This window comes from Tenacibaculum profundicola (genome assembly GCF_057220795.1).
Genome location: NZ_CM170137.1, coordinates 2,108,696 through 2,128,692, shown reverse-complemented (window position 1 = coordinate 2,128,692; position 19,997 = coordinate 2,108,696). Strand labels below are relative to the sequence as shown.

Genomic DNA, 19,997 nt, shown 5'->3' with positions numbered 1-19,997 from the left:
TGATGGGGTCAAAGATAATTGAATCCTGTTAAAATCATCTTTTTTACAGATATTTCTAAGCTTTTTAAGTTAAAAATCGACGAATTTTCCGTAAACTTGGCAAACTTTTTATGTAAACAACAACTAAATATGAAAAAACTGTTACTATTTTTTATTGGGTTTTCGACCTTAGTGCAAGCTCAAAAAAAAGAGGTTTCTTTAGAAGATATATGGAGAAAAGGCACGTTTAGAGTAGATTATATGAATTCTCTAAACTCCATGAATGGAGATTACTATTCATTATTAAACAATAGAAATGGAAGCTCAACAGTAGATAAGTATAGCTATAAAACTTTGGAAAAAGTAGCGACCATTGTTGATAGTAAAGATTTAGATGAATTAAAGTACTTTCAATCGTATACGTTTAACAACGACGAAACTAAACTAATTTTAGGGACCAACTTTAAGCCCATATTTCGTCATTCTTTTTTAGGAACATTTTATGTATATGATATCCCAACGAAAACCTTATCGTTAATAGGCAAGGATATTCAAAGACCTACTTTTTCTCCAGACAGTAAAAAGGTGGCCTATGCAAAAGAGAATAATTTATTTGTAAAAGATTTTTCTGATAACAATACCGTGGTTCAAATTACCTCTGATGGGAAGAAAAATGAAGTAATAAACGGTATTACCGATTGGGTGTACGAAGAAGAATTTGCCTTTGTAAAAGCTTTTGAATGGAGTACGGATAGCAAGAATATAGCGTTTTTGCGTTTTGATGAAAGTGCGGTAAAAACATTTTCAATGGATGTATATGGAACAGAAAAGTACCCGAGTCAACACGTGTTTAAATACCCTAAAGCAGGAGAAGCTAATGCCAATGTTTCGTTACATATTTTCTCACTATCAACAAATAAAACTGCGAAAATAACGGTTGGAGAATATGAATATATACCGAGAATTAATTGGACGAAAGATGCTAATTTATTGGCTGTTCGTACTTTGAATCGCCATCAGAATGATTTGAAATTGTATTTTGTCAATGCATCAACTTTTGAAACCTCACTAATTCTGAATGAAACAGACAAGGCGTATGTTGATGTCAATGATGATTTAACTTTTTTAGATGATAATAGTTTTATCTGGACAAGTGAGAAAGATGGATATAATCATATTTACCATTATAACAACAAAGGACAGCTTATAAAACAAGTAACAAAAGGTAATTGGGAAGTGACTTCGTATTACGGATACAATCCTGAAAAGAAAACTATTTATTATCAGTCGGTTGAAAACGGATCTATAAACAGAGGTGTATACCGTATTTCTTTAGATGGAAAAGATAAGAAATTATTAAGTAACTCTTCAGGAACCAGTAATGCCTCATTTAGTAAAAACTTACACTATTTTATAAACACCTATTCAGATGCTGTAACGCCTCAGGTATACACATTAAGAAATGAAGACGGAAAAGTTATAAAAACCATTAAAGACAATGCGTCTTTAAAAGCGACAGTTGCACAATACAAGTTAAGTGAAAAAGAATTCTCTACGATAAAGATTAACGGGAATGATTTAAATATGTACCTGATAAAACCTTCAAACTTTGATGCTACTAAAAAATATCCTGTGCTCATGTATCAATACTCAGGGCCAGGTTCACAAAGTGTAGCAAATCGTTGGAATGGATCAAATGATTACTGGCATCAAATGCTTGCGCAAGAAGGATATATTGTTGTTTGTGTTGATGGCAGGGGAACAGGTTATAAAGGTCGTGATTTTAAAAAGGTTACCTATTTGAATTTAGTGAAGTATGAAACTGAAGATCAAATAGCAGTGGCAAAAGAATTGGCAAAACGCTCTTACGTAGATGGTGATAGAATTGGTATATGGGGATGGTCATTTGGAGGCCATATGAGTACAAACTGCTTGCTAAAAGGAAACGACGTTTTTAAAACGGCAATAGCCGTGGCTCCAGTAACTACATGGCGTTTTTATGATACAATATATACGGAACGTTTTTTACGTACACCAGAAGAAAACCCAGAAGGATATGACGATAATTCACCATTGAATTATCCAGAACTACTGAAAGGGAACTATTTGTTAGTTCATGGCACAGGTGATGATAATGTACATGTACAAAATGCCTACAGAATGGCAGAGGCCTTAATTCAGGCAAACAAACAATTTGATTGGGCCATGTATCCTGATAAAAATCACGGGATATATGGCGGAAACACACGTTTTCATTTATATACTAAAATGACGAACTTCTTAAAAAATAATTTATAAAAAATCATTATTTATGACAAATTCAACTTCAATTAAACAACGGGAATTATTTGGACATCCGGTCGGATTATATGTGTTATTTTTTACAGAAATGTGGGAACGCTTCTCTTATTACGGAATGAGAGCAATACTAGTATTATATTTAGTGGCAAAAACATCTGAAGTAAATGCAGGTTTAGGCTGGACTAATGGAGATGCATTATCTTTATATGGTACTTACACCATGTTAGTATATTTAATGTCGATTCCAGGAGGTTGGATTGCAGACAAGTTTCTAGGACAAAAGAAATCAGTTTTATATGGTGGGGTTCTACTTGTTTTAGGACATAGTATTTTGGCAATTGAAGAAATGTGGGCTTTTTATACTGGATTAGGGTTAATTATAGCCGGTGTAGGGATGCTTAAGCCGAATATATCAACGATGGTCGGAGGCTTGTACAAGCAAGGAGACATTAGAAGAGATAAAGGGTTTACTATTTTTTATATAGGGATCAATGTAGGTGCTTTTTTATCAGCGTTAATTGTTGGATATGTTGGTGAGAAATATGGATGGCATTACGGATTTGGGTTAGCTGGAATTGGTATGGCTCTTGGTTTGTTGCAATATGTTTTGGGCCAAAAACACTTGACAGGTGTGGGCGATTTCTTAGGAAAGTCTGAAAAAGAAGAAGATAAAGAACTGATGAATCAACCACTAACAAAGATAGAGAAGGATAGAGTAGTTGTTCTTTTAGTGTCTTTTTTGTTAGTAATTATATTTTGGGGTGCTTTTGAGCAGGCTGGAGGATTAATGAATATTTACGCAAAAGAAAAAACGAATAGAATGCTTATGGGATGGGAAGTTCCAGCATCTTGGTTTCAATCATTAAACGCTATGTTTATTATCTTTTTAGGAACTGCTGTGGCAATTTATTGGGCTAACCGAAAGTTAAATGGTAAAATTTCTACATCGCTATTTAAAATGATCATTGGCTTGGTGATTATGGGAGCCGGATTCTTTTTTATGACAGGAGCTGCCGCTCAATATAACGTTAATGGATCTTCGGCAATGTATTGGTTAGTACTAGCGTATTTGTTTCATACGATTGGAGAGTTATGTATTTCGCCGGTAGCATTATCATATATCACAAAGTTAGCTCCAGTCAAATATGCATCATTAATGATGGGTGTGTATTTTGCTATGACAGGGATAGGTAATAAAGTTGCTGGATTACTTGGAGAAGCTTCAGAGAGTTTAGGCGAACTTTCAATTTTTACTGGAATCGCTATTTTTTGTGTTTCGTTTGGATTACTAATGTTATTGTTTAGAAAAAAATTAGAAGCTCTAACGCATGGAGCAGAAGATAATGAAAGAGATTTAAAGTATGAAGAAGCAGAAGGCTTTGAATTAGCAGATAATAATTAATCATAAATAACGTAAATACAAACCTCATTACTATTGTGAGGTTTTGTTTTGTTTATCAATTAAATATATATATACATGAGTACAGATATAGAAAATCTATTTAAAGACAAAGTTTTAGGGCATCCAGCGGGTCTGTTTGTGCTATTCTTTACAGAAATGTGGGAGCGTTTTTCGTATTATGGAATGAGAGCCTTGTTGGTTTTATTTTTTACAGCGTCATTATTGGATGATGGCTGGGGTTGGCCAAGAGAATGGGCTTTTGCAATTTTTGGAACCTATACTTCATTAGTATACCTATCAACAATGGTTGGTGGTTATTTTGCCGATAATGTTATTGGAATTAGAAAAGCGGTAGTAATAGGGGCATTATTAATGACGTTAGGTCATGCGTGTATGGCGGTGGAAACTTCGTTTTTTATTTATGCAGGATTAGGATTGTTGGTAATAGGTAGTGGTTTTTTTAAGCCGAATATAACCTCAATTATTTCTGAGATGTACGCAGGAAAAGAGGATAAAAAAGATGGAGCTTATACCATTTTCTATATGGGAGTGAATGCAGGAGCTTTTTTAGGGATTTTGTTGTGTGGTTATTTAGGAGAAAAAATAGGCTGGTCATGGGGCTTTGGCATTGCAGGAATCTTCATGTTATTTGGTTTGTTACAATTTTGGTTGGCTCAGGGAATTTTTGGTAAAATCGGGAAAGAACCTAAAAACAAAAATGTAGATGTGCTAGATGAAATGTTAGATACTACCAATGAAAAAGTTCAAGATGATGAAGCTCGTAATCCATTTACAAACTTGCAAAAAGGATTGATTGTTGTTTCTTCTTTGCTTGGTTTATTATGGATTTTTAATGATCCAATATCAAAAATTTCTGAAGGAAGGTATAATGTTTTTCCTTTTGAATTAGCTGGCCTTGCAGGGTCTACATTTGCAATTTTAGTGGCTTTTTTAATCTTTATATTATTATTGGTTATCCGAATTCCTAGATACACACCAGTGTTAAGAGATAAAATGTTAGCGGTAATGTTTTTTGCTTTTATTACTATATTTTTCTGGGCGATATTTGAACAGTCACCAAGTTCGTTAACGGTATTTGCTAGAGATTATACACAAAGAACATTGGAAGGGAGTGCTGGTTTTATTTTTAAAATTGTAAACTCATTAATGACGGTGGTTCCGTTAGGGATAATTTCGTGGGTTCTTTACTTATTGTTTAAAAAGACTTTTGGAAAATATAAATGGTCTAATATCTTTTTAGCATTCAGTTTTATTATTATTTGGTTTATCGCAATACTAATGTTGTCAGCAGAATTTCAAAAGGATACCACAGAGATTCCTGCTTCATGGTTTTCTGTGTTAAATTCGTTATATATTATCACATTGGCTCCATTATTTAGTAAATGGTGGGAGAGTAAGTATAATCCAAACGCCAATATGAAATGGGCAATAGGTATGGGATTACTAGGTTTAGGAATGGCATGTGTTGCTATTGGTGCAGGTGGAATTGAACCTGGTGCTAAAACTGCCTCAGTGAGTATTATTTGGTTGATTCTTGTATACCTTTTCCATACCATGGGTGAGTTATGTGTTTCGCCAGTTGCCTTGTCATATGTTTCTAAATTAGTACCAGCTCGTATGATCGCTTTTATGTTCGGAATTTGGTATTTAGCTGTAGCGATTGGAATGAAGTTAGCCGGTGTATTTGCAGAATCGTCAGAAGCTATAGCTCAAGAGAATGGGTTAAGTAGTTTCTTTTGGTTGTTAACTGCAGTTTCCGTTGGGTTGGCAGTGCTATCTGCTGTTTTATATCCAGTTATAAAAAAGTTAATGCACGGAGTGAAATAAGATGACTTTTAGCTTATAAAATATTAAAACCTGTCAATTAGAGAAAATTGACAGGTTTTTTTGTAAATTTGGAACGGTAATTGAGACCAATCAGACATGAAGAATTTATTTATACTAATAATAGTACTAGTGGCATCTTTTGGAGTTAATGCGCAAGATAAGATATCTTGGTTAACATTTGAAGAGGCTATTGAAAAGAGTAATGAGGAACCTAAGCCCATTTTAATAGATATTTATACAGATTGGTGTGGTTGGTGTAAAAAGATGGATAATACGACTTATAAAAATAATGTAATTGTAAGTTATATAAATAAGCATTATTATCCGGTGAAATTAAACGGAGAGGAGAAAAGAGATATAACTTATCAAGGAAAAAAATTCACGTTTAAAGCGCAGGGAAGAAGAGGATACCATGAGTTAGCCGCAGTAATAATGAAAGGGAAAATGAGTTACCCTTCTACTGCTTTTTTAAATAAAGACAAACAATTATTACAAAACGTACCAGGTTATTTAACCGAAAAGAGATTCGAAATGATTTTGGCGTTTTTTAGTAATGAAACGTACAAAAAAACAAATTGGAAAGATTTTGAGAAGAGCTTTAAGAGTTCTATTTAGAATTTGCTAATTTATCAGATAAGCGCCATATTGCCCAGTATAGTAAAATGGCGTCTTTTGCTTTTTACAGGTTGATTCCCAGCTGGTAACGGTGTTTCTGTAATTACTCCCATCGGCTATAATTAGTATTGGATGTACTTTTTTGATCATTCTCTCTAGATTTAATTTAGGGGAGTTGCGCAGTAACACAATACAATTGTTAAGATTTCCTATGTCATATACAGCAAATTGATCAACTACGAGTAGTTGATGTTTTCCCATAGTAAAAAACGAAGGAATTCCTTGCTCGTAGGCCATCGTAGTGTATTCTTTAATCCTAAAAGCTTTCAGAATACGTTCATTAGCTACCTTCAAACTATCCAAACTGTGATAGATTTTTGTGGTCTTCCCATTTCTTATGCCAATCACTGAGTGTCTACTTTTATGAAAAATGAGTATCTCGTTTTTGTGATGGTGTTTATAGTTTTCTACCAAGTAAATAGATTGAAGTATGAGGATAGTGATTAAAAGATACGTAAATCGACTCGTAGTGTATTTTAATGCTGTTTGAAATGCTATGATAATAAGTATATACCATAGAATTACTTGTTGAAAAGACATTGAAATTTCGGTTAGCAAAAAACTTTCTTGCTTGGCAATCCACGCTATAAATAGATTCATAGATTCAATAATTGTATTGTATAGATCTACTGCAAAATGGGGAACGCTATGTAACATTGACAATAAAATGATAAGAATCCCACTTAAAATGATGCTTCCTAAAAAAGGAAGAATAATGAGGTTGGAGAAGATGAATAAAATCGGGAATTGATGAAAATAATACAAGCTAAGGGGTAGAATACCCAACTGTGCTGCCATAGAAACTGAAAAAATAGACCAAAATGTGCGGAGTACTATCAATTTAGGCTTGTAAAGAGAATGAACGATTGGATGCACCCATATAATTCCGAAAACGGCTAAATAGCTTAGCTGAAAACCAACATCGAATAAAAACAGCGGTTTGATTAGTAGTAATAATAGCATCGAACTAATTAAAGAGTGTTCTATTATTTTTTTTCTTTTAAACGATTCACCAATAGCCACAAAAGAAAACATAGTAACGGCTCTTACCACAGAAGTCGATAGTCCAGCAATAAAGGCAAAGCTCCAGAGTAATAAGACAATAATAATAGTTTTCAATAATTGCCCATATATAAGATATTGAAGAGGTCTTAGTAAGTTGATAAGCATTAAAAGAATAATACCAACGTGCAACCCTGAGATGGCTAAAATATGGATAGCACCAGCGTTGATATAATTACTTAGGATTTCTTTTGACACCTCTTGTCGCTGGCCAAGTAATAAAGCATTGGTAATTTCCAGCACTTCTTTTGAAAAATGTTGCTTACGAAGTGATGCTTGAATATGACTGCGAAATTTACCAGCGAGACCAAGAAAGGAGTCATGTTGTTCTTCTAAAACTTTAAATTGGTTCGATTCTGTAAATATTTGGTGATAGATGTTTTTTTTTGCTAGGTGGTCTTTATAATCAAATTGATGAGGGTTTAGTGCTGGCTTTATTTCCTTGAAGGTTGAAGATACTATAATTTGATCGTCAACATGTAACTGTGGTAAGTCCTTGTTGTTTTTTATATTTAGTAAAACGTGTCCTTTCACATATGCACTATCTATTTTATAAACTCGGGCGATATACGTATGGTAATATTTTCCTGATTTTAATGCTTTGGTTATTATTAAAGTAGCCGTGGAGTTATCAGTAGTATGATTGGTGAAAAAGGAGTCATAATTTTTAGGGTTGGTAACATACATAGAAGAAATGCCAATACCAATAAATAAAAAGAATGAAGCACTCGTAAAACCTACGTCATGGTTTGATCTTTTGAATAGCAGTAAAATTACAAGTAAGAAAAATGAACCTAAAAATAAAGGAATGAAGCCGTAAGACCACAGTATAAGTTTTGATTGCAAAACAATACCGGAAATTAAGCAAATAAGAAAGTACCCTGGGATATATTCAAATATTTTTTTCATAGCGTTATAAATTTATGAAAAAAGATTTGAAATTCAATTATTTATGTTGTTTTTTGATGTGAATATAGTAGAGCTGTTCTGAAATTAAGAGAACACTAATTCTGATATGATTTGTATCTAAAGAATCTGTACAAAACGATATCATTTTAAAGTTCTATGCATAGTACAGGGTTTAATTTGTACATGGTATTAGATCAAGATCAAAAAGATAAAAGCTTATACCATTTTCTTTTACAGTAAATTCAAACAATAACTGGTATTAGATGCCGTGGATGCTAAACTTATAACCAGTTCCGTGAATGTTTATGATGCTAACAGAAGGGTGTTCTTTAAAATGTTTTCTTAATTTTGAAATAAATACATCCAGGCTTCTTCCCAAGAAGTAACTATCATCCCCCCAAATAGACTTTAAAATAAACTCCCTTCTTAGTAAGGTATTTGGATTCTTAATAAATAAGCTTAAAATGTCGGCTTCTTTTTGTGTTAATTGGATACTTTTTTGGGGAGTTACTAAAATCAAATTGGTAAGATCTAATGAACATGATCCAAAAGTTATTTTTCGGGTATCAAGATTCGTTATTTTTCCTCTTTTTAAAATTGCTTTTATTCTTAACACCAACTCTTCAATGCTAAAAGGTTTGGTTACATAATCATCAGCGCCAATTTTAAACCCTTTTATTCTATCCTCTTTCATTGATTTTGCGGTTAAAAAAATGATAGGAATGTCAATATTCACGGCTCTAATTTTCGAAGCAAGACTAAAACCATCCATTGTTGGCATCATAACATCTAATAAACATAAATCAAAACGTTCTTTTTTGAACACATTCATAGCAGACAAACCATCGGTCAGATGGGTTACGGTATAGTGGTAGTTTTCAAGACTATCTTTTATTAAAAAGCCCATGCTTTCATCATCCTCAACTAGTAATATGTGTTTGTTTGCATTCATACATTTAAAGAGGTAAAAAAACACTAAATGAACTACCGACATTTTTGGTGCTTTTAAAGGAAATATTCCCTAAGTGTTTTTCAATAATAATTTGAACATAACTAAGCCCCAAACCATAACCTTTAGTAGAGTGAATGTTTCCAGACTCTGCCCTAAAAAACTTTTCAAAAATACGTTTTTGAGTTTCTTTGCCCATACCTATTCCCTTATCATGAACCTCCATAATAATTCCGTTTTTATAATTTCTTGTAATTAACCTTATTTCTGGGGCGTTTTTTGAATATTTGATTGCATTATCAATCAAATTATACATCACATTGGTGAGATGAGTTTCATCGGCTTTAACATAATGTTTGGTAGCATTTAATATGGAGTTAATAGTTCCGTTTTTATATTGAATTAGAGGGTGAAAACTTTCAATAACATTGTGAATCAACACATGGATGTCTATTTCTTTGAAAATTAATGACTCTTCCTTTTTTTCAATAGTAGAAATCTGAAGAACTTTGTCAACCAAATGATGCAATCTTACATTTTCTTTATAAATTATTTCAGCGTATTTCTTAAGTTTTTGCGGAGCCATATCATCCCTATTTCGAATCGCGTCGGAAGCTACAGAAATATTTGCAATGGGAGTTTTTAACTCATGCGTCATATTGTTTACAAAATCTTTTCTAATAGATGACAATTTTCTTTCTTTTAGTATGGATAGTAAAATGAATGTAAAAACAAATAGGATCACCAATAAGCTTATGGAAGAATAGATCCATATACCCATCGAGTTTACCAGATGTGAGGTTTTGTTATGAATACGAATTTTAAAATTAAATAGAGCTTTTTCATGATCTCTGTTTTTGCAAGCAATAGCAAAATTCTCAAAATTAAATCCGACAGTATTCCCCAAGATAATTTCATTATTTTGTGAGGTGACCATCGAATAGTCAAAATTGGTAGTTATATTTCGTAATGCGAACTCTTTTCTGAGGTAACTATCTAAAGTAGAAAGGTCAAAATAGGTGTTCGTTTGTACATAAAACTCATTCGAAGCTGTTTTAGAAATAGGAGGGATTTTTGAATGGGGGTCTTTGTTTAATTGTAATAACTGGTGAGCCACATTCCGAAGCGCGATATTTACCTGTTCATCAAATTGCCTTTCTTGCAAGGAAAAAGATTTTTTAAACCAGTAAAACTGAGTAATAGACAGCCCGAAAATGGTAAGTAGCATTACTGTTAAAATGGTTCGTATCGTTTTTGAAGGCATATAACAAAGGTACATTAAATCTTTATTTTTGACTTGCTATTTACATTTCAATAACATTTTTTTACACTTCAATAACAAGTATTTACATTTTGTTTTGAGATTTTAATCTTGTCCATTTTAACTTTGTGATACAGTTAACACAGCAGTAATACAAAACAAAAATGAGTACGATAACAATTCAGTGTTTTAACGTTCAACAACAGCTATTAATGGTTATATCACTGCTTGTTCTTTCTTGCAAAGGACAAGTAACATCAACGCTTTTAGAAAAAAAAGAAACAAGAAAAGAAGTGCTAAAGCTTCAGGATACCCAGCGTTTAGTTTTACAGGTGGCGGATTATATTACAGAAATTTTTGAAGATTCTAAGGGAAATTTGTGGTTTGGAACGATAGCTAAAGGTGTGGCTCGTTATGACGGAAAAGAACTTGTATATCTCACTACAAAAGAAGGGCTACCAGGGAATAAAGTAGTAAGTATTGTTGAAGATGATAAAGGGAACTTGTGGTTTGGAACCGATAAGGGACTTGCTAAATATAATGGAAAAACAGTAACAAATTACACTAGAAAAGAAGGACTCTGTCACGATCATATTTCCAGTATTTTAATTGACAGAGAAGGTCAATTTTGGATAGGAACATGGAATGGCGTTTGTCGATTTGATGGAAACACATTTACTAATTTTAACCTTCCGGTACCTAAAGTTGAACTAAAGAGTTATCAAACGACGATGAATTGGGTCACTGAAATTATAGAAGATCAACAAGGGAATCTTTGGTTTGGTAGAGATGGTTATGGTGTTTGTAAATATGATGGAGCTTCTTTTACGCATTTTACTAAAAAAGAAGGGCTTCCTTCCAATAACATTCAAGCAATTGAAGAAGATAAACATGGAAATATTTGGATGGGATCACGGGTCGCAGAAAAGGACAAGCCCAATGCCAATGAACGCCATGGAAACGGAGGTCTTAGTAGATATGATGGTCAAACGATTATAACATATCCTGGTATAGCTGGTTTAAGCAAAAATGATGTGTATGAAATTTATGAGGATGGATATGGAAGTGTTTGGATCAGTACTATTGAGCAAGGAGTGTACGAGTATGATGGTGATAGGTTTACCAATTATAAGCACTCGTCAGATGTAACACCTTCAGCAAGTACAGTTTTGTTTAAAGGAGTTCAAAGTATTTTTAGAGATCGTAATAATAACCTTTGGTTCGGTTGTTCTGGAGGTTTGTTTCGTAGAGATGAAAAAGGAATAATTAATATTACCCAAAATGGTCCTTGGAAATAGAATAAAATTGAACAGTTTAAAATGATTTCACTGTTTGGAACTGTTTACCGATGTAATATATAATCAACATTAAAATATAAGTATCATGAAAACAAGAATACTAATTATAGGGCTTTTAGTTATGGCTATAGCTGCTACGACTTACGGATTTATAAAAAAGCAGGTAAAACCGATAAAAACAACATTTAATGAACAAGAAAAAAAAGCACTTATAAAGTGCAAAGAAGGAATACCAACGTATGATTTTAAAGAGAAGTCAGAGCCTAGAGGTATGTTAATGTATTATGTAAAAAAGAAAGATGAAAGAACAATAACCAAAGAAAAAATAGAGAAAGCTACACGTTTAGAGGATCTAATTGAGTATTATCCAGAGAATTGGATTGCTAAGTATGATTCTGTGCAAATAAGCATTGTTAAAAATAATCGGGAAATAAAGGCGCTAGGAAGTAGTCATCTGTTAACTGACGAGCAAATTAAACTAATTAAATCAGCCAATGTTTCCGATGATATTATAATAGAAGTTAATTATAAAACTAAAAACCCAGTAACTGATGCGTTGGAAAATAGTAAAATGAGTATAACAATTGCTATTGCGCCTTCAGTAGAAGCAGAGTTTAAGGGTGGGTATTATAAGATGATACAATGTTTAAAAAATAATTTTGGGGTCGTAATTTTAAATTGGGCACTAGAAGAGAGAGGCATGGCAACAATTGTTTTTGGCGTGAATAAAGACGGGAAAGTAATAGAGGCTAGGATCGAAACGACTTCAGGTAGTATTGATGTGGATAATGAATTGGTGAAGCTAGTAGAAGATATGCCAAATTGGAAACCAGCCATAGATGATAAAGGAAATCCAGTAAAGCAGGAGTTTGAGTTTACCATTGGGCGAGATATGTGCTAAAAGCTACATAGTAAAGGGGGGGTATAGATAAAGAAATGAGACGTGCTGTTAAAACTCGAGTTATGATGACACCATATACCGCTTAAAGTAGTAATAAAACTAACTATTTTATTGATTTTAAGTTGTTTCAGATGAGTTTAGATTTTGTATTGCGTAATTCGGCTTACCTTTTGAAGTGATGATAAATGAACTTTAAATACATAATAAAAAGTTTTTAAAGTTTGATAGCGGTACATTCGGTTAGTAAAATTACTCAAACATTCCATAGCACTGATGTTTTAATTGTTTCTGGAAATCCGCATTTAAAATGAACAGTTAGGCGAGGTAAATTAGCTTAATAAGTACTGTTACTTACACCATACTTATAAGTGTGTCGTTCTTTATTTGTTTAATAACAAATGAACTTTGAATATTCGTTATAATTTCAAGTTGAGACATTTCTTTAAGAACAAAATTTTGATATTCATTCATGTCTTTTAATATAATTTTTAGAAGAATGTCAAAGCTACCGGCAATATATGATACTTCCATAATTTTAGGTATAGAGTTTACATAGTCTTCAAACTTTTTAAAAGCATTTTCTTCATGTTGAGTTAAGGTTACTTGGCAATAAACAATTAAATTTTTCCCTAATAATTCAGGATTAACAATTGCGACATATTTTTCAATAATTCCACTAGCTTCTATTTTTTTTATTCGTTCATGAGTAGGGGTTATGGATAAATTTATTTTTTGTGAAAGCTGTTTTATGGATTGCTTTCCGTCTTTTTGAAGTTCTTCTATGATTTTTAAATCTATACTGTCTAACATAACGGTAACTTATAGAATTATTTTTTATGATGTGATAAAAAGAAGAAAATAAACAAGTGTTTTTTCTTTTTTATGGCAAATATAAAGTAAAATTTACTTAACTATTATTGAAGTTATGGTTTTTTATTCTTACTTAATACCTTTGTAGGAGAAATTATTTATAATGAAGGATTTAGAAAATATATATACAAGAATAAAAGAGAGTACCAATAACTTTTTAGGATATCCACTGGCGAAAGATTTTAATTTTAGTGAATTTGCGCCGTTTTTAGACCTCTGTTTGAATAATGTTGGAGATCCAGAGGTAAAATCAACTTTAACAATTGATACAAAATCTATAGAGAAGAAGTGCATCTCGTTTTTCGCAAATATGTTGTCAGCCACCATGGAGGATGTTTGGGGGTATGTAACCAATGGAGGTACAGAAGGAAACCTCTATGGTCTTTATTTGGCAAGAGAGTGCTATCCTGACGCTGTGGTGTATTATAGCGAAGCTACGCACTATAGTGTTAAGAAGAACTTACATTTATTAAATATGCGGAATATTGTCGTAAGAAGTCAAGAAAATGGAGAAATTGACTATGAAGATCTAGAACAAATTCTTACCATACATAGAGACAAGCCCGCGGTGTTTTTCTTGAATATTGGTACAACCATGACTGAAGCAGTTGATGATTTAGCTAAAATAAAGTATATCATAAGAAAATATGCTATAAAAGACTATTATATCCACTGTGATGCAGCCTTTTTAGGAACCATAGCACCTTTCATCGAACCAAAACCTAAGTTTGATTTTGCTGAGGGGGTAGATAGTATCGCTATTTCAGGGCATAAGTTTATCGGTGGGCCGATACCTTGTGGTATTGTTATGTGTAAGAGAGGTCATAGAAATAGAGTAGCGAATTCGATATCTTACGTGGGAACTCTTGATACAACAATTACAGGATCACGTAACGGTTTAACCCCCCTTTTTCTATGGTCGTTCATTGAAAAATACGGAGAAAATGGGTTGCGAAAACGAGTAATAGAATCTCAAGAATTAGCTAGTTATACCGAACAAAAATTAAAAGAACTTGGTGTTATCGCTTGGCGAAATAATGAGGCCCTAACCGTAGTCTTTGAGAAACCATCCAATCTAATTTGTGAGAAATATCAACTAGCTTCAGAAGAAAATATAGCACACATAATTTGTGTTCCAGGTTTAAGAAAAGAGCAAATTGATGAGTTTCTGAATGATATGCAAGAAGAGGCAATAGTACAGGGTAAAAAAGCTATGTTGGTTACTAGCTAAGAATAGTTACTAACCAACATGAAAAATTAAATTGGTATTAATAGTTGTTAACACCGCGTTGTTTGTTTATTTCATCCTGTAACTTTCGGCGCAGCTGTTGCTCTTTTTCAAGTGTTCTTGTTTTGTGTTGTTGGAATTCCTGCTCGATTTCAGTATATAAAAGCTTAGTTTCTTTAGTTACCAAAAGACTATTTTTGAAACTATAGATAAAATAGCATAAGAGTATACACAAGATTGAGATCATCGTCCAAATGGCAATGTTATAGCTTGATTTTGCTAAGGTAAAGCCAACTATGCTGATTTGATGTTCCTTTTTTGAGGATGCATCTAAAGTAGCGTTTAAAGACGTAATCTGGGCTTCTAATGTAGCCAGTTTTTCTTTTTGTTGGTTAATTATATCATGTTTTAAAGAAATACTAGACTCAAGCATTTTAATAGTGTCGAGCACATTCTTTTGAAGAATGGAATACGAAGTTTTTTTTACAACTTTATATTTTTGGTAGGTGCTTGATTTCTTGTATAAACTTTCAAATTGATTCTTTATACTGTTATCGATTGTTTTTTGCGTTGAGTTTTGTGCGATAACAATGTTCGTGCAAATAAGAAAAAAGATGACTTTTAAAAAATTCATAAAAAAACGGACTGGGAGTTTTAAGTTAATAATTTAAAAAAACCCAAACGTTTAGTTTGGGTTTTTAGTATAAGCAAGGTTATGAAACTTATTTTACTTTCTCTACAATGGCCTTAAAAGCTTCTGGGTTGTTCATAGCTAAATCAGCTAAAACCTTACGGTTTAACTCAATATCATTAGCTTTAACTTTACCCATAAACTGCGAGTAAGACATTCCGAACTGACGAGCTCCAGCGTTTATACGCTGAATCCATAATGAACGGAAGTTTCTCTTATTGTTTTTACGGTCTCTATAAGAATATAACATTCCTTTTTCAACCGCATTCTTTGCTACTGTGTAAACGTTTTTTCTACGTCCAAAGTAACCTTTTGCTTGCTTCAAGATTTTTTTTCTTCTATTTCTTGAAGCTACTGAATTTACTGATCTTGGCATAATTCAAATGGTTTTTTGTAGTAGGCGACTTATTTAAAAGTACTTTGTGAGCCCAACTCCATGGTTAATAATTAATTTACTACCTAGCGAACAATTATTTTAAAACTAATTGTTGCTTAATATTTGCTTCATCAGACTTGTGTACTAATGTAGCGTGTGTTAATGCAAGCTTACGTTTTTTCGACTTCTTGGTTAAGATATGACTCTTAAACGCGTGCTTTCTTTTGATTTTTCCAGAACCGGTTAACTTGAAACGTTTCTTGGCACTAGATTTTGTTTTAATTTTAGGCATCTTTTGTTTTGCGTTTTATCTTGCTTATACTTACTTTCTTTATTTCACTTTTTTCGGAGCAATAAACATAATCATACGTTTACCTTCAAGTTTAGGCATTTGTTCAACCTTACCATACTCCTCAAGTTCTTGAGCTAATTTTAATAATAAAATTTGCCCTTGTTCTTTAAATATGATAGAACGTCCTTTAAAAAACACGAATGCTTTAAGCTTTGCTCCATCCTGTAAAAACTTTATTGCATGTTTCTTTTTAAACTCATAATCATGCTCGTCAGTTTGTGGGCCAAAACGTATTTCTTTTACAACTACTTTGGTCGCTTTAGATTTTAATGCTTTTTCACGTTTCTTTTGTTCATACAAAAACTTTTTGTAATCAATAACTTTACAAACAGGAGGAACTGCTTTTGGAGAAATCTCTACCAAATCTAGCCCCTGTTCTCTCGCAAACTCTTTAGCTTTAAGCAAAGAATATACGCCTACTTCAATGTTATCGCCTACAAGACGAACTTCATCAACATACTTGATCTTCTCATTAATTCTATGTTGATCTTCTTTAATTACTCTGGCGGGTCTACGCCCACCTTTTTTTCTAATAGCTATGACTTATAAATTTAAAAATTACTATCTAGTTATTTCCGAAAGGAACTAAGGTTTTGTCTACTTCTTTATTAATTAAAGAGATAAACTCTTCAATTGTAAATGTACCTATGTCACCTTCACCGTGTTTCCTTATGGAAACAGTATTCTCTTCTTGCTCTTTCTCTCCGACAATGATCATGAACGGAATTTTATTCAATTCAGCATCCCGAATTTTTCTTCCTGTCTTCTCATTTCGATGATCTATGAGAGCGCGAATTTCGGAATTTTCTAACAAATGTAAAACTTTTTCTGAATAATTTTGGTATTTCTCACTGATTGGCAGTATAATAACCTGCTCAGGAGTTAGCCACAAAGGGAAATTTCCACCTGTGTGTTCAAGTAAGACAGCTATGAAGCGTTCCATTGAACCAAATGGCGCTCTGTGAATCATTACGGGTCTATGTAGCTTGTTATCAGGGCCTTTGTAGGTTAAATCGAAGCGTTTAGGTAAGTTGTAATCAACCTGAATAGTACCTAATTGCCAGCTTCTTCCCAAGGCATCCTTTACCATAAAGTCTAATTTCGGTCCGTAAAACGCAGCTTCTCCTTCTTCAATAACATAATTTAAACCTTTGTCTTTAGCGGCACTGATAATCGCATTTTCAGCAATTTCCCAAGTTTCAGCATCTCCGATATACTTATCAGGGTTACTCATATCTCTTATGGAAACCTGCGAAGTAAAATCTTTAAACCCTAACGAACCAAAAACATAAAGGACTAGATCAATTACATTTTTGAATTCAGCATCTAATTGTTCAGGTGTACAAAAAATATGAGCGTCATCTTGAGTAAAACCGCGAACACGAGTCAAACCATGGAGTTCTCCACTTTGCTCATATCTATAAACCGTACCAAATTCGGCAAAACGTTTTGGTAAATCTTTATATGAATAAGGTTTATGTGCATAAATTTCACAGTGATGTGGGCAATTCATGGGTTTTAATAAAAACTCTTCATCTTGTTTTGGCGTTTTGATAGGTTGAAAGCTATCTTCTCCATATTTTGCATAGTGTCCAGAAGTTACATAAAGCTCTTTCTGACCTATGTGAGGAGTCATGACCATTTCATATCCAGCTTTTGTTTGTGCCTTTTTTAAAAAGTCTTCTAATCTATTTCGTAAAGCGGCACCTTTTGGGAGCCATAAAGGAAGACCTTGACCAACTCTTTGAGAGAACGTAAATAATTCTAACTCTTTACCCAGTTTTCTATGATCGCGTTTTTTGGCTTCTTCTAATAATTCTAAATATTCTTTTAATTGCTTTTGTTTCGGAAAAGAAATACCGTAAACACGCGTAAGCTGATTGTTTTTTTCGTCACCACGCCAATATGCTCCAGCGACGTTCATTATCTTAATAGCTTTTATTAACCCCGTGTTTGGAATGTGGCCACCACGGCACAAGTCAGTAAAGTTACTGTGATCACAAAATGTAATGTCACCATCTTCTAAACCTTCTATGAGCTCAACTTTATACTGATTTTCTCTTTCTTTGTAATAAGACAACGCATCAGCTTTTGAAATTTCACGCATTTTAAATGACGCCTTCTCACGCGCCAATTCTAAAAACTTCTTTTCTATCGCTGGAAAATCTTTTTCTGAAAGAACGTCAGATCCTAAATCTAGGTCATAATAAAATCCGTTTTCAATAGCCGGACCAATAGTTAACTTAGCGTTTGGATAAAACTCCAAAATTGATTGAGCCAATACGTGGGCAGATGAGTGCCAGAAAGCATTTTTCCCTTTTGCATCATTAAAAGTATATAAAATTAAAGCTCCATCGGTGGTTAAAGGAGTAGTGGTTTCAATAGTTGTTCCATTAAAACTTGCCGAGATAACATTTCTAGCAAATCCTTCACTAATACTTTTAGCAACATCAATAGCCGTGCTATTGATCTCAAACTCTTTAACGGTTCCGTCTGGCAATGTAATTTTGATCATTATGCTTTATATAAATTTAACTATAATTTCCTTACAAGTGGAAATTTTCGAAATGCAAAGATATTGTAAAACCATTTTTTGTACAATATAATACAAGTAATTTATAGCAAGTAATTATTTTCGGTTGTATTTCCGCCAAAATTAATACTTCTTAAATCATAAAAAAGACAAAAAATAAAAATAACATATAAGGTTGATGGGAGAGAAAGGAATAAGAAATACCTAGTAAACTATTGGGTAGTGAAAGAGATGATGATTTTAGATTTTAAATGAATAGTACTTTATTGTAACTTGAATTTAAAAGTAGTAGTTGGTTCAAGTTACAATAAAGTGCTTTTCAAACTTCTGATAATTATACCAGAATGGACTTTATAGAGCTTCTATAGGCTCCTAATTGTTAATATAGTGATACATTTTTCAAACTAAAACCTCGTAAGAGTGTATAAACTTTTGTTTGTACTGCCTGCTAATGACAACTTTCATTCCATTTTTTAATAAAATCAAATTATCTAACAGAAATAACTTTTCTATGGTATCATAGTTCACCACATAGTTTCTATGGGTTTGTATAAAGTTTGGAGAAGAAATCTCTAAAAACTGTTTTAAAGAGACCTGAACGAGATAATTATCATTTGCTGTATATATTTTACTATATCGACCCTCTACAGTAACAAACTGTATATCTTTTTCTAACACTTTTACAAGAGTGTTGTTTTTTTTAACAAAAAAAGATTTTTTGATATAAATAGAAGAAGGTTTCATTTTAGTAGAAAATAGACGGCTTTTCTCTGAAAAACCATGTAAAGTGGATTCAAGAGCATCTGTAAGACTCATTTCTTTTAAAGGGTTTAAAAAATAATGATAAGGTTTAGTCCTAATGGTCGATTCAATGCTATCATGAGAATCTAAATCAGCCATAAAAATAAAAGGTAATGTGACGTCAGGTATTTTTATGATTGTTTTGATAAAGATACTTTCCATATTCTTACCTAATAATAGGTCGAATACAACGGTGTTGATATCAAATTCTTCTGAAAAGAAAATATCTAAAGCATCCTGCAAGTTGGTTGCGGTAGCAACAACTTTAATGCTATTTTTTCTTTCTAACTGGGGCTTTAATTTACTCGCCTTTAACGGTTTTTCCGTCATGATTAAAATTTTAATTTTTTTCATTGTGAATAGGGAGATTAATTGTAGTGAAGTGAGTATCTTAAGGAGCTGGTCCTTGAGATGTATGTAGCAGGAAAATCATTACTTTCAATCGGTTTTAATGTATTTGGTTAAAGATGCTATGATAACTAACTCTTTTGTAATTTCACATATCAAATAGCATTGTTTTTATTGTTCACGATATCTGTCTAAATAAATAGATATGTATAT

At 32.8% G+C, this 19,997-nt stretch carries 17 protein-coding genes; 7 read left to right on the top strand and 10 right to left on the bottom strand.

Going from position 1 to position 19,997, the window contains the following annotated elements:
- Window positions 1-129: 129 nt before the first annotated feature.
- The 4 genes from AC2TDS_RS09080 (at window position 130) to AC2TDS_RS09065 (ending at window position 6,145) form a co-directional block, all read left to right on the top strand.
- Window positions 130-2,277: a S9 family peptidase gene (locus AC2TDS_RS09080; RefSeq protein ID WP_484738772.1), complete on the top strand. Its 2,148-nt coding sequence runs from the start codon at window positions 130-132 to the stop codon at window positions 2,275-2,277.
- 13 nt (window positions 2,278-2,290) lie between these two features.
- Window positions 2,291-3,682, top strand: a complete 1,392-nt coding sequence (locus AC2TDS_RS09075; protein WP_484738771.1) for a peptide MFS transporter — start codon at window positions 2,291-2,293, stop codon at window positions 3,680-3,682.
- 75 nt (window positions 3,683-3,757) lie between these two features.
- Window positions 3,758-5,530 (top strand): peptide MFS transporter, encoded by a 1,773-nt coding sequence (locus AC2TDS_RS09070; RefSeq protein ID WP_484738770.1) that lies wholly within the window; start codon window positions 3,758-3,760, stop codon window positions 5,528-5,530.
- A gap of 96 nt (window positions 5,531-5,626) precedes the next feature.
- Window positions 5,627-6,145 carry a thioredoxin family protein gene (locus AC2TDS_RS09065; protein ID WP_484738769.1) on the top strand — a complete coding sequence of 173 codons (519 nt, stop codon included), beginning with the start codon at window positions 5,627-5,629 and terminating at the stop codon, window positions 6,143-6,145.
- 6 nt (window positions 6,146-6,151) lie between these two features.
- Here the strand turns inward: AC2TDS_RS09065 and AC2TDS_RS09060 are convergent, their stop codons facing one another.
- The 3 genes from AC2TDS_RS09060 to AC2TDS_RS09050 all read right to left on the bottom strand — a co-directional run bounded on the left by AC2TDS_RS09060 (window position 6,152) and on the right by AC2TDS_RS09050 (window position 10,389).
- The gene (locus AC2TDS_RS09060) at window positions 6,152-8,176 is read right to left on the bottom strand and encodes a ComEC/Rec2 family competence protein (protein WP_484738768.1); all 2,025 of its coding nucleotides are present in this window, start codon (window positions 8,174-8,176) and stop codon (window positions 6,152-6,154) included.
- A 259-nt stretch (window positions 8,177-8,435) separates the two neighbouring features.
- Window positions 8,436-9,128, bottom strand: coding sequence for a response regulator transcription factor (locus AC2TDS_RS09055; protein ID WP_484738767.1), 693 nt, complete (start codon window positions 9,126-9,128; stop codon window positions 8,436-8,438).
- Window positions 9,129-9,132: 4 nt separating this feature from the next.
- Window positions 9,133-10,389 carry a sensor histidine kinase gene (locus AC2TDS_RS09050; protein WP_484738766.1) on the bottom strand — a complete coding sequence of 419 codons (1,257 nt, stop codon included), beginning with the start codon at window positions 10,387-10,389 and terminating at the stop codon, window positions 9,133-9,135.
- 161 nt (window positions 10,390-10,550) lie between these two features.
- Here AC2TDS_RS09050 and AC2TDS_RS09045 point away from each other — a divergent pair, with 161 nt between their 5' ends.
- Complete coding sequence (locus AC2TDS_RS09045) at window positions 10,551-11,684, top strand: ligand-binding sensor domain-containing protein (RefSeq protein ID WP_484738765.1); 1,134 nt, start codon at window positions 10,551-10,553, stop codon at window positions 11,682-11,684.
- 85 nt (window positions 11,685-11,769) lie between these two features.
- Window positions 11,770-12,585: an energy transducer TonB gene (locus tag AC2TDS_RS09040; protein ID WP_484738764.1), complete on the top strand. Its 816-nt coding sequence runs from the start codon at window positions 11,770-11,772 to the stop codon at window positions 12,583-12,585.
- A gap of 351 nt (window positions 12,586-12,936) precedes the next feature.
- Here the strand turns inward: AC2TDS_RS09040 and AC2TDS_RS09035 are convergent, their stop codons facing one another.
- Window positions 12,937-13,395 (bottom strand): Lrp/AsnC family transcriptional regulator, encoded by a 459-nt coding sequence (locus AC2TDS_RS09035; protein ID WP_484738763.1) that lies wholly within the window; start codon window positions 13,393-13,395, stop codon window positions 12,937-12,939.
- A 163-nt stretch (window positions 13,396-13,558) separates the two neighbouring features.
- Here AC2TDS_RS09035 and AC2TDS_RS09030 point away from each other — a divergent pair, with 163 nt between their 5' ends.
- Window positions 13,559-14,686: a histidine decarboxylase gene (locus AC2TDS_RS09030; RefSeq protein ID WP_484738762.1), complete on the top strand. Its 1,128-nt coding sequence runs from the start codon at window positions 13,559-13,561 to the stop codon at window positions 14,684-14,686.
- Window positions 14,687-14,723: 37 nt separating this feature from the next.
- Here the strand turns inward: AC2TDS_RS09030 and AC2TDS_RS09025 are convergent, their stop codons facing one another.
- From AC2TDS_RS09025 to AC2TDS_RS09000, 6 genes are all read right to left on the bottom strand, one after another.
- Window positions 14,724-15,317, bottom strand: coding sequence for a hypothetical protein (locus AC2TDS_RS09025; protein ID WP_484738761.1), 594 nt, complete (start codon window positions 15,315-15,317; stop codon window positions 14,724-14,726).
- Between the two features lie 88 nt (window positions 15,318-15,405).
- A complete protein-coding gene (rplT, locus tag AC2TDS_RS09020; RefSeq protein WP_484738760.1) occupies window positions 15,406-15,750 on the bottom strand; it encodes a 50S ribosomal protein L20 in 345 nt (114 codons plus the stop codon).
- Window positions 15,751-15,844: 94 nt separating this feature from the next.
- On the bottom strand, window positions 15,845-16,042 hold the full coding sequence (rpmI, locus tag AC2TDS_RS09015; RefSeq protein ID WP_028891165.1) for a 50S ribosomal protein L35: 198 nt from the start codon (window positions 16,040-16,042) through the stop codon (window positions 15,845-15,847).
- A 39-nt stretch (window positions 16,043-16,081) separates the two neighbouring features.
- Window positions 16,082-16,600, bottom strand: coding sequence for a translation initiation factor IF-3 (gene infC, locus AC2TDS_RS09010; protein WP_484738929.1), 519 nt, complete (start codon window positions 16,598-16,600; stop codon window positions 16,082-16,084).
- A 67-nt stretch (window positions 16,601-16,667) separates the two neighbouring features.
- Complete coding sequence (gene thrS, locus AC2TDS_RS09005) at window positions 16,668-18,617, bottom strand: threonine--tRNA ligase (protein WP_484738759.1); 1,950 nt, start codon at window positions 18,615-18,617, stop codon at window positions 16,668-16,670.
- Window positions 18,618-19,034: 417 nt separating this feature from the next.
- Window positions 19,035-19,790, bottom strand: coding sequence for a LytR/AlgR family response regulator transcription factor (locus tag AC2TDS_RS09000; RefSeq protein WP_484738758.1), 756 nt, complete (start codon window positions 19,788-19,790; stop codon window positions 19,035-19,037).
- Window positions 19,791-19,997 lie beyond the last annotated feature (207 nt).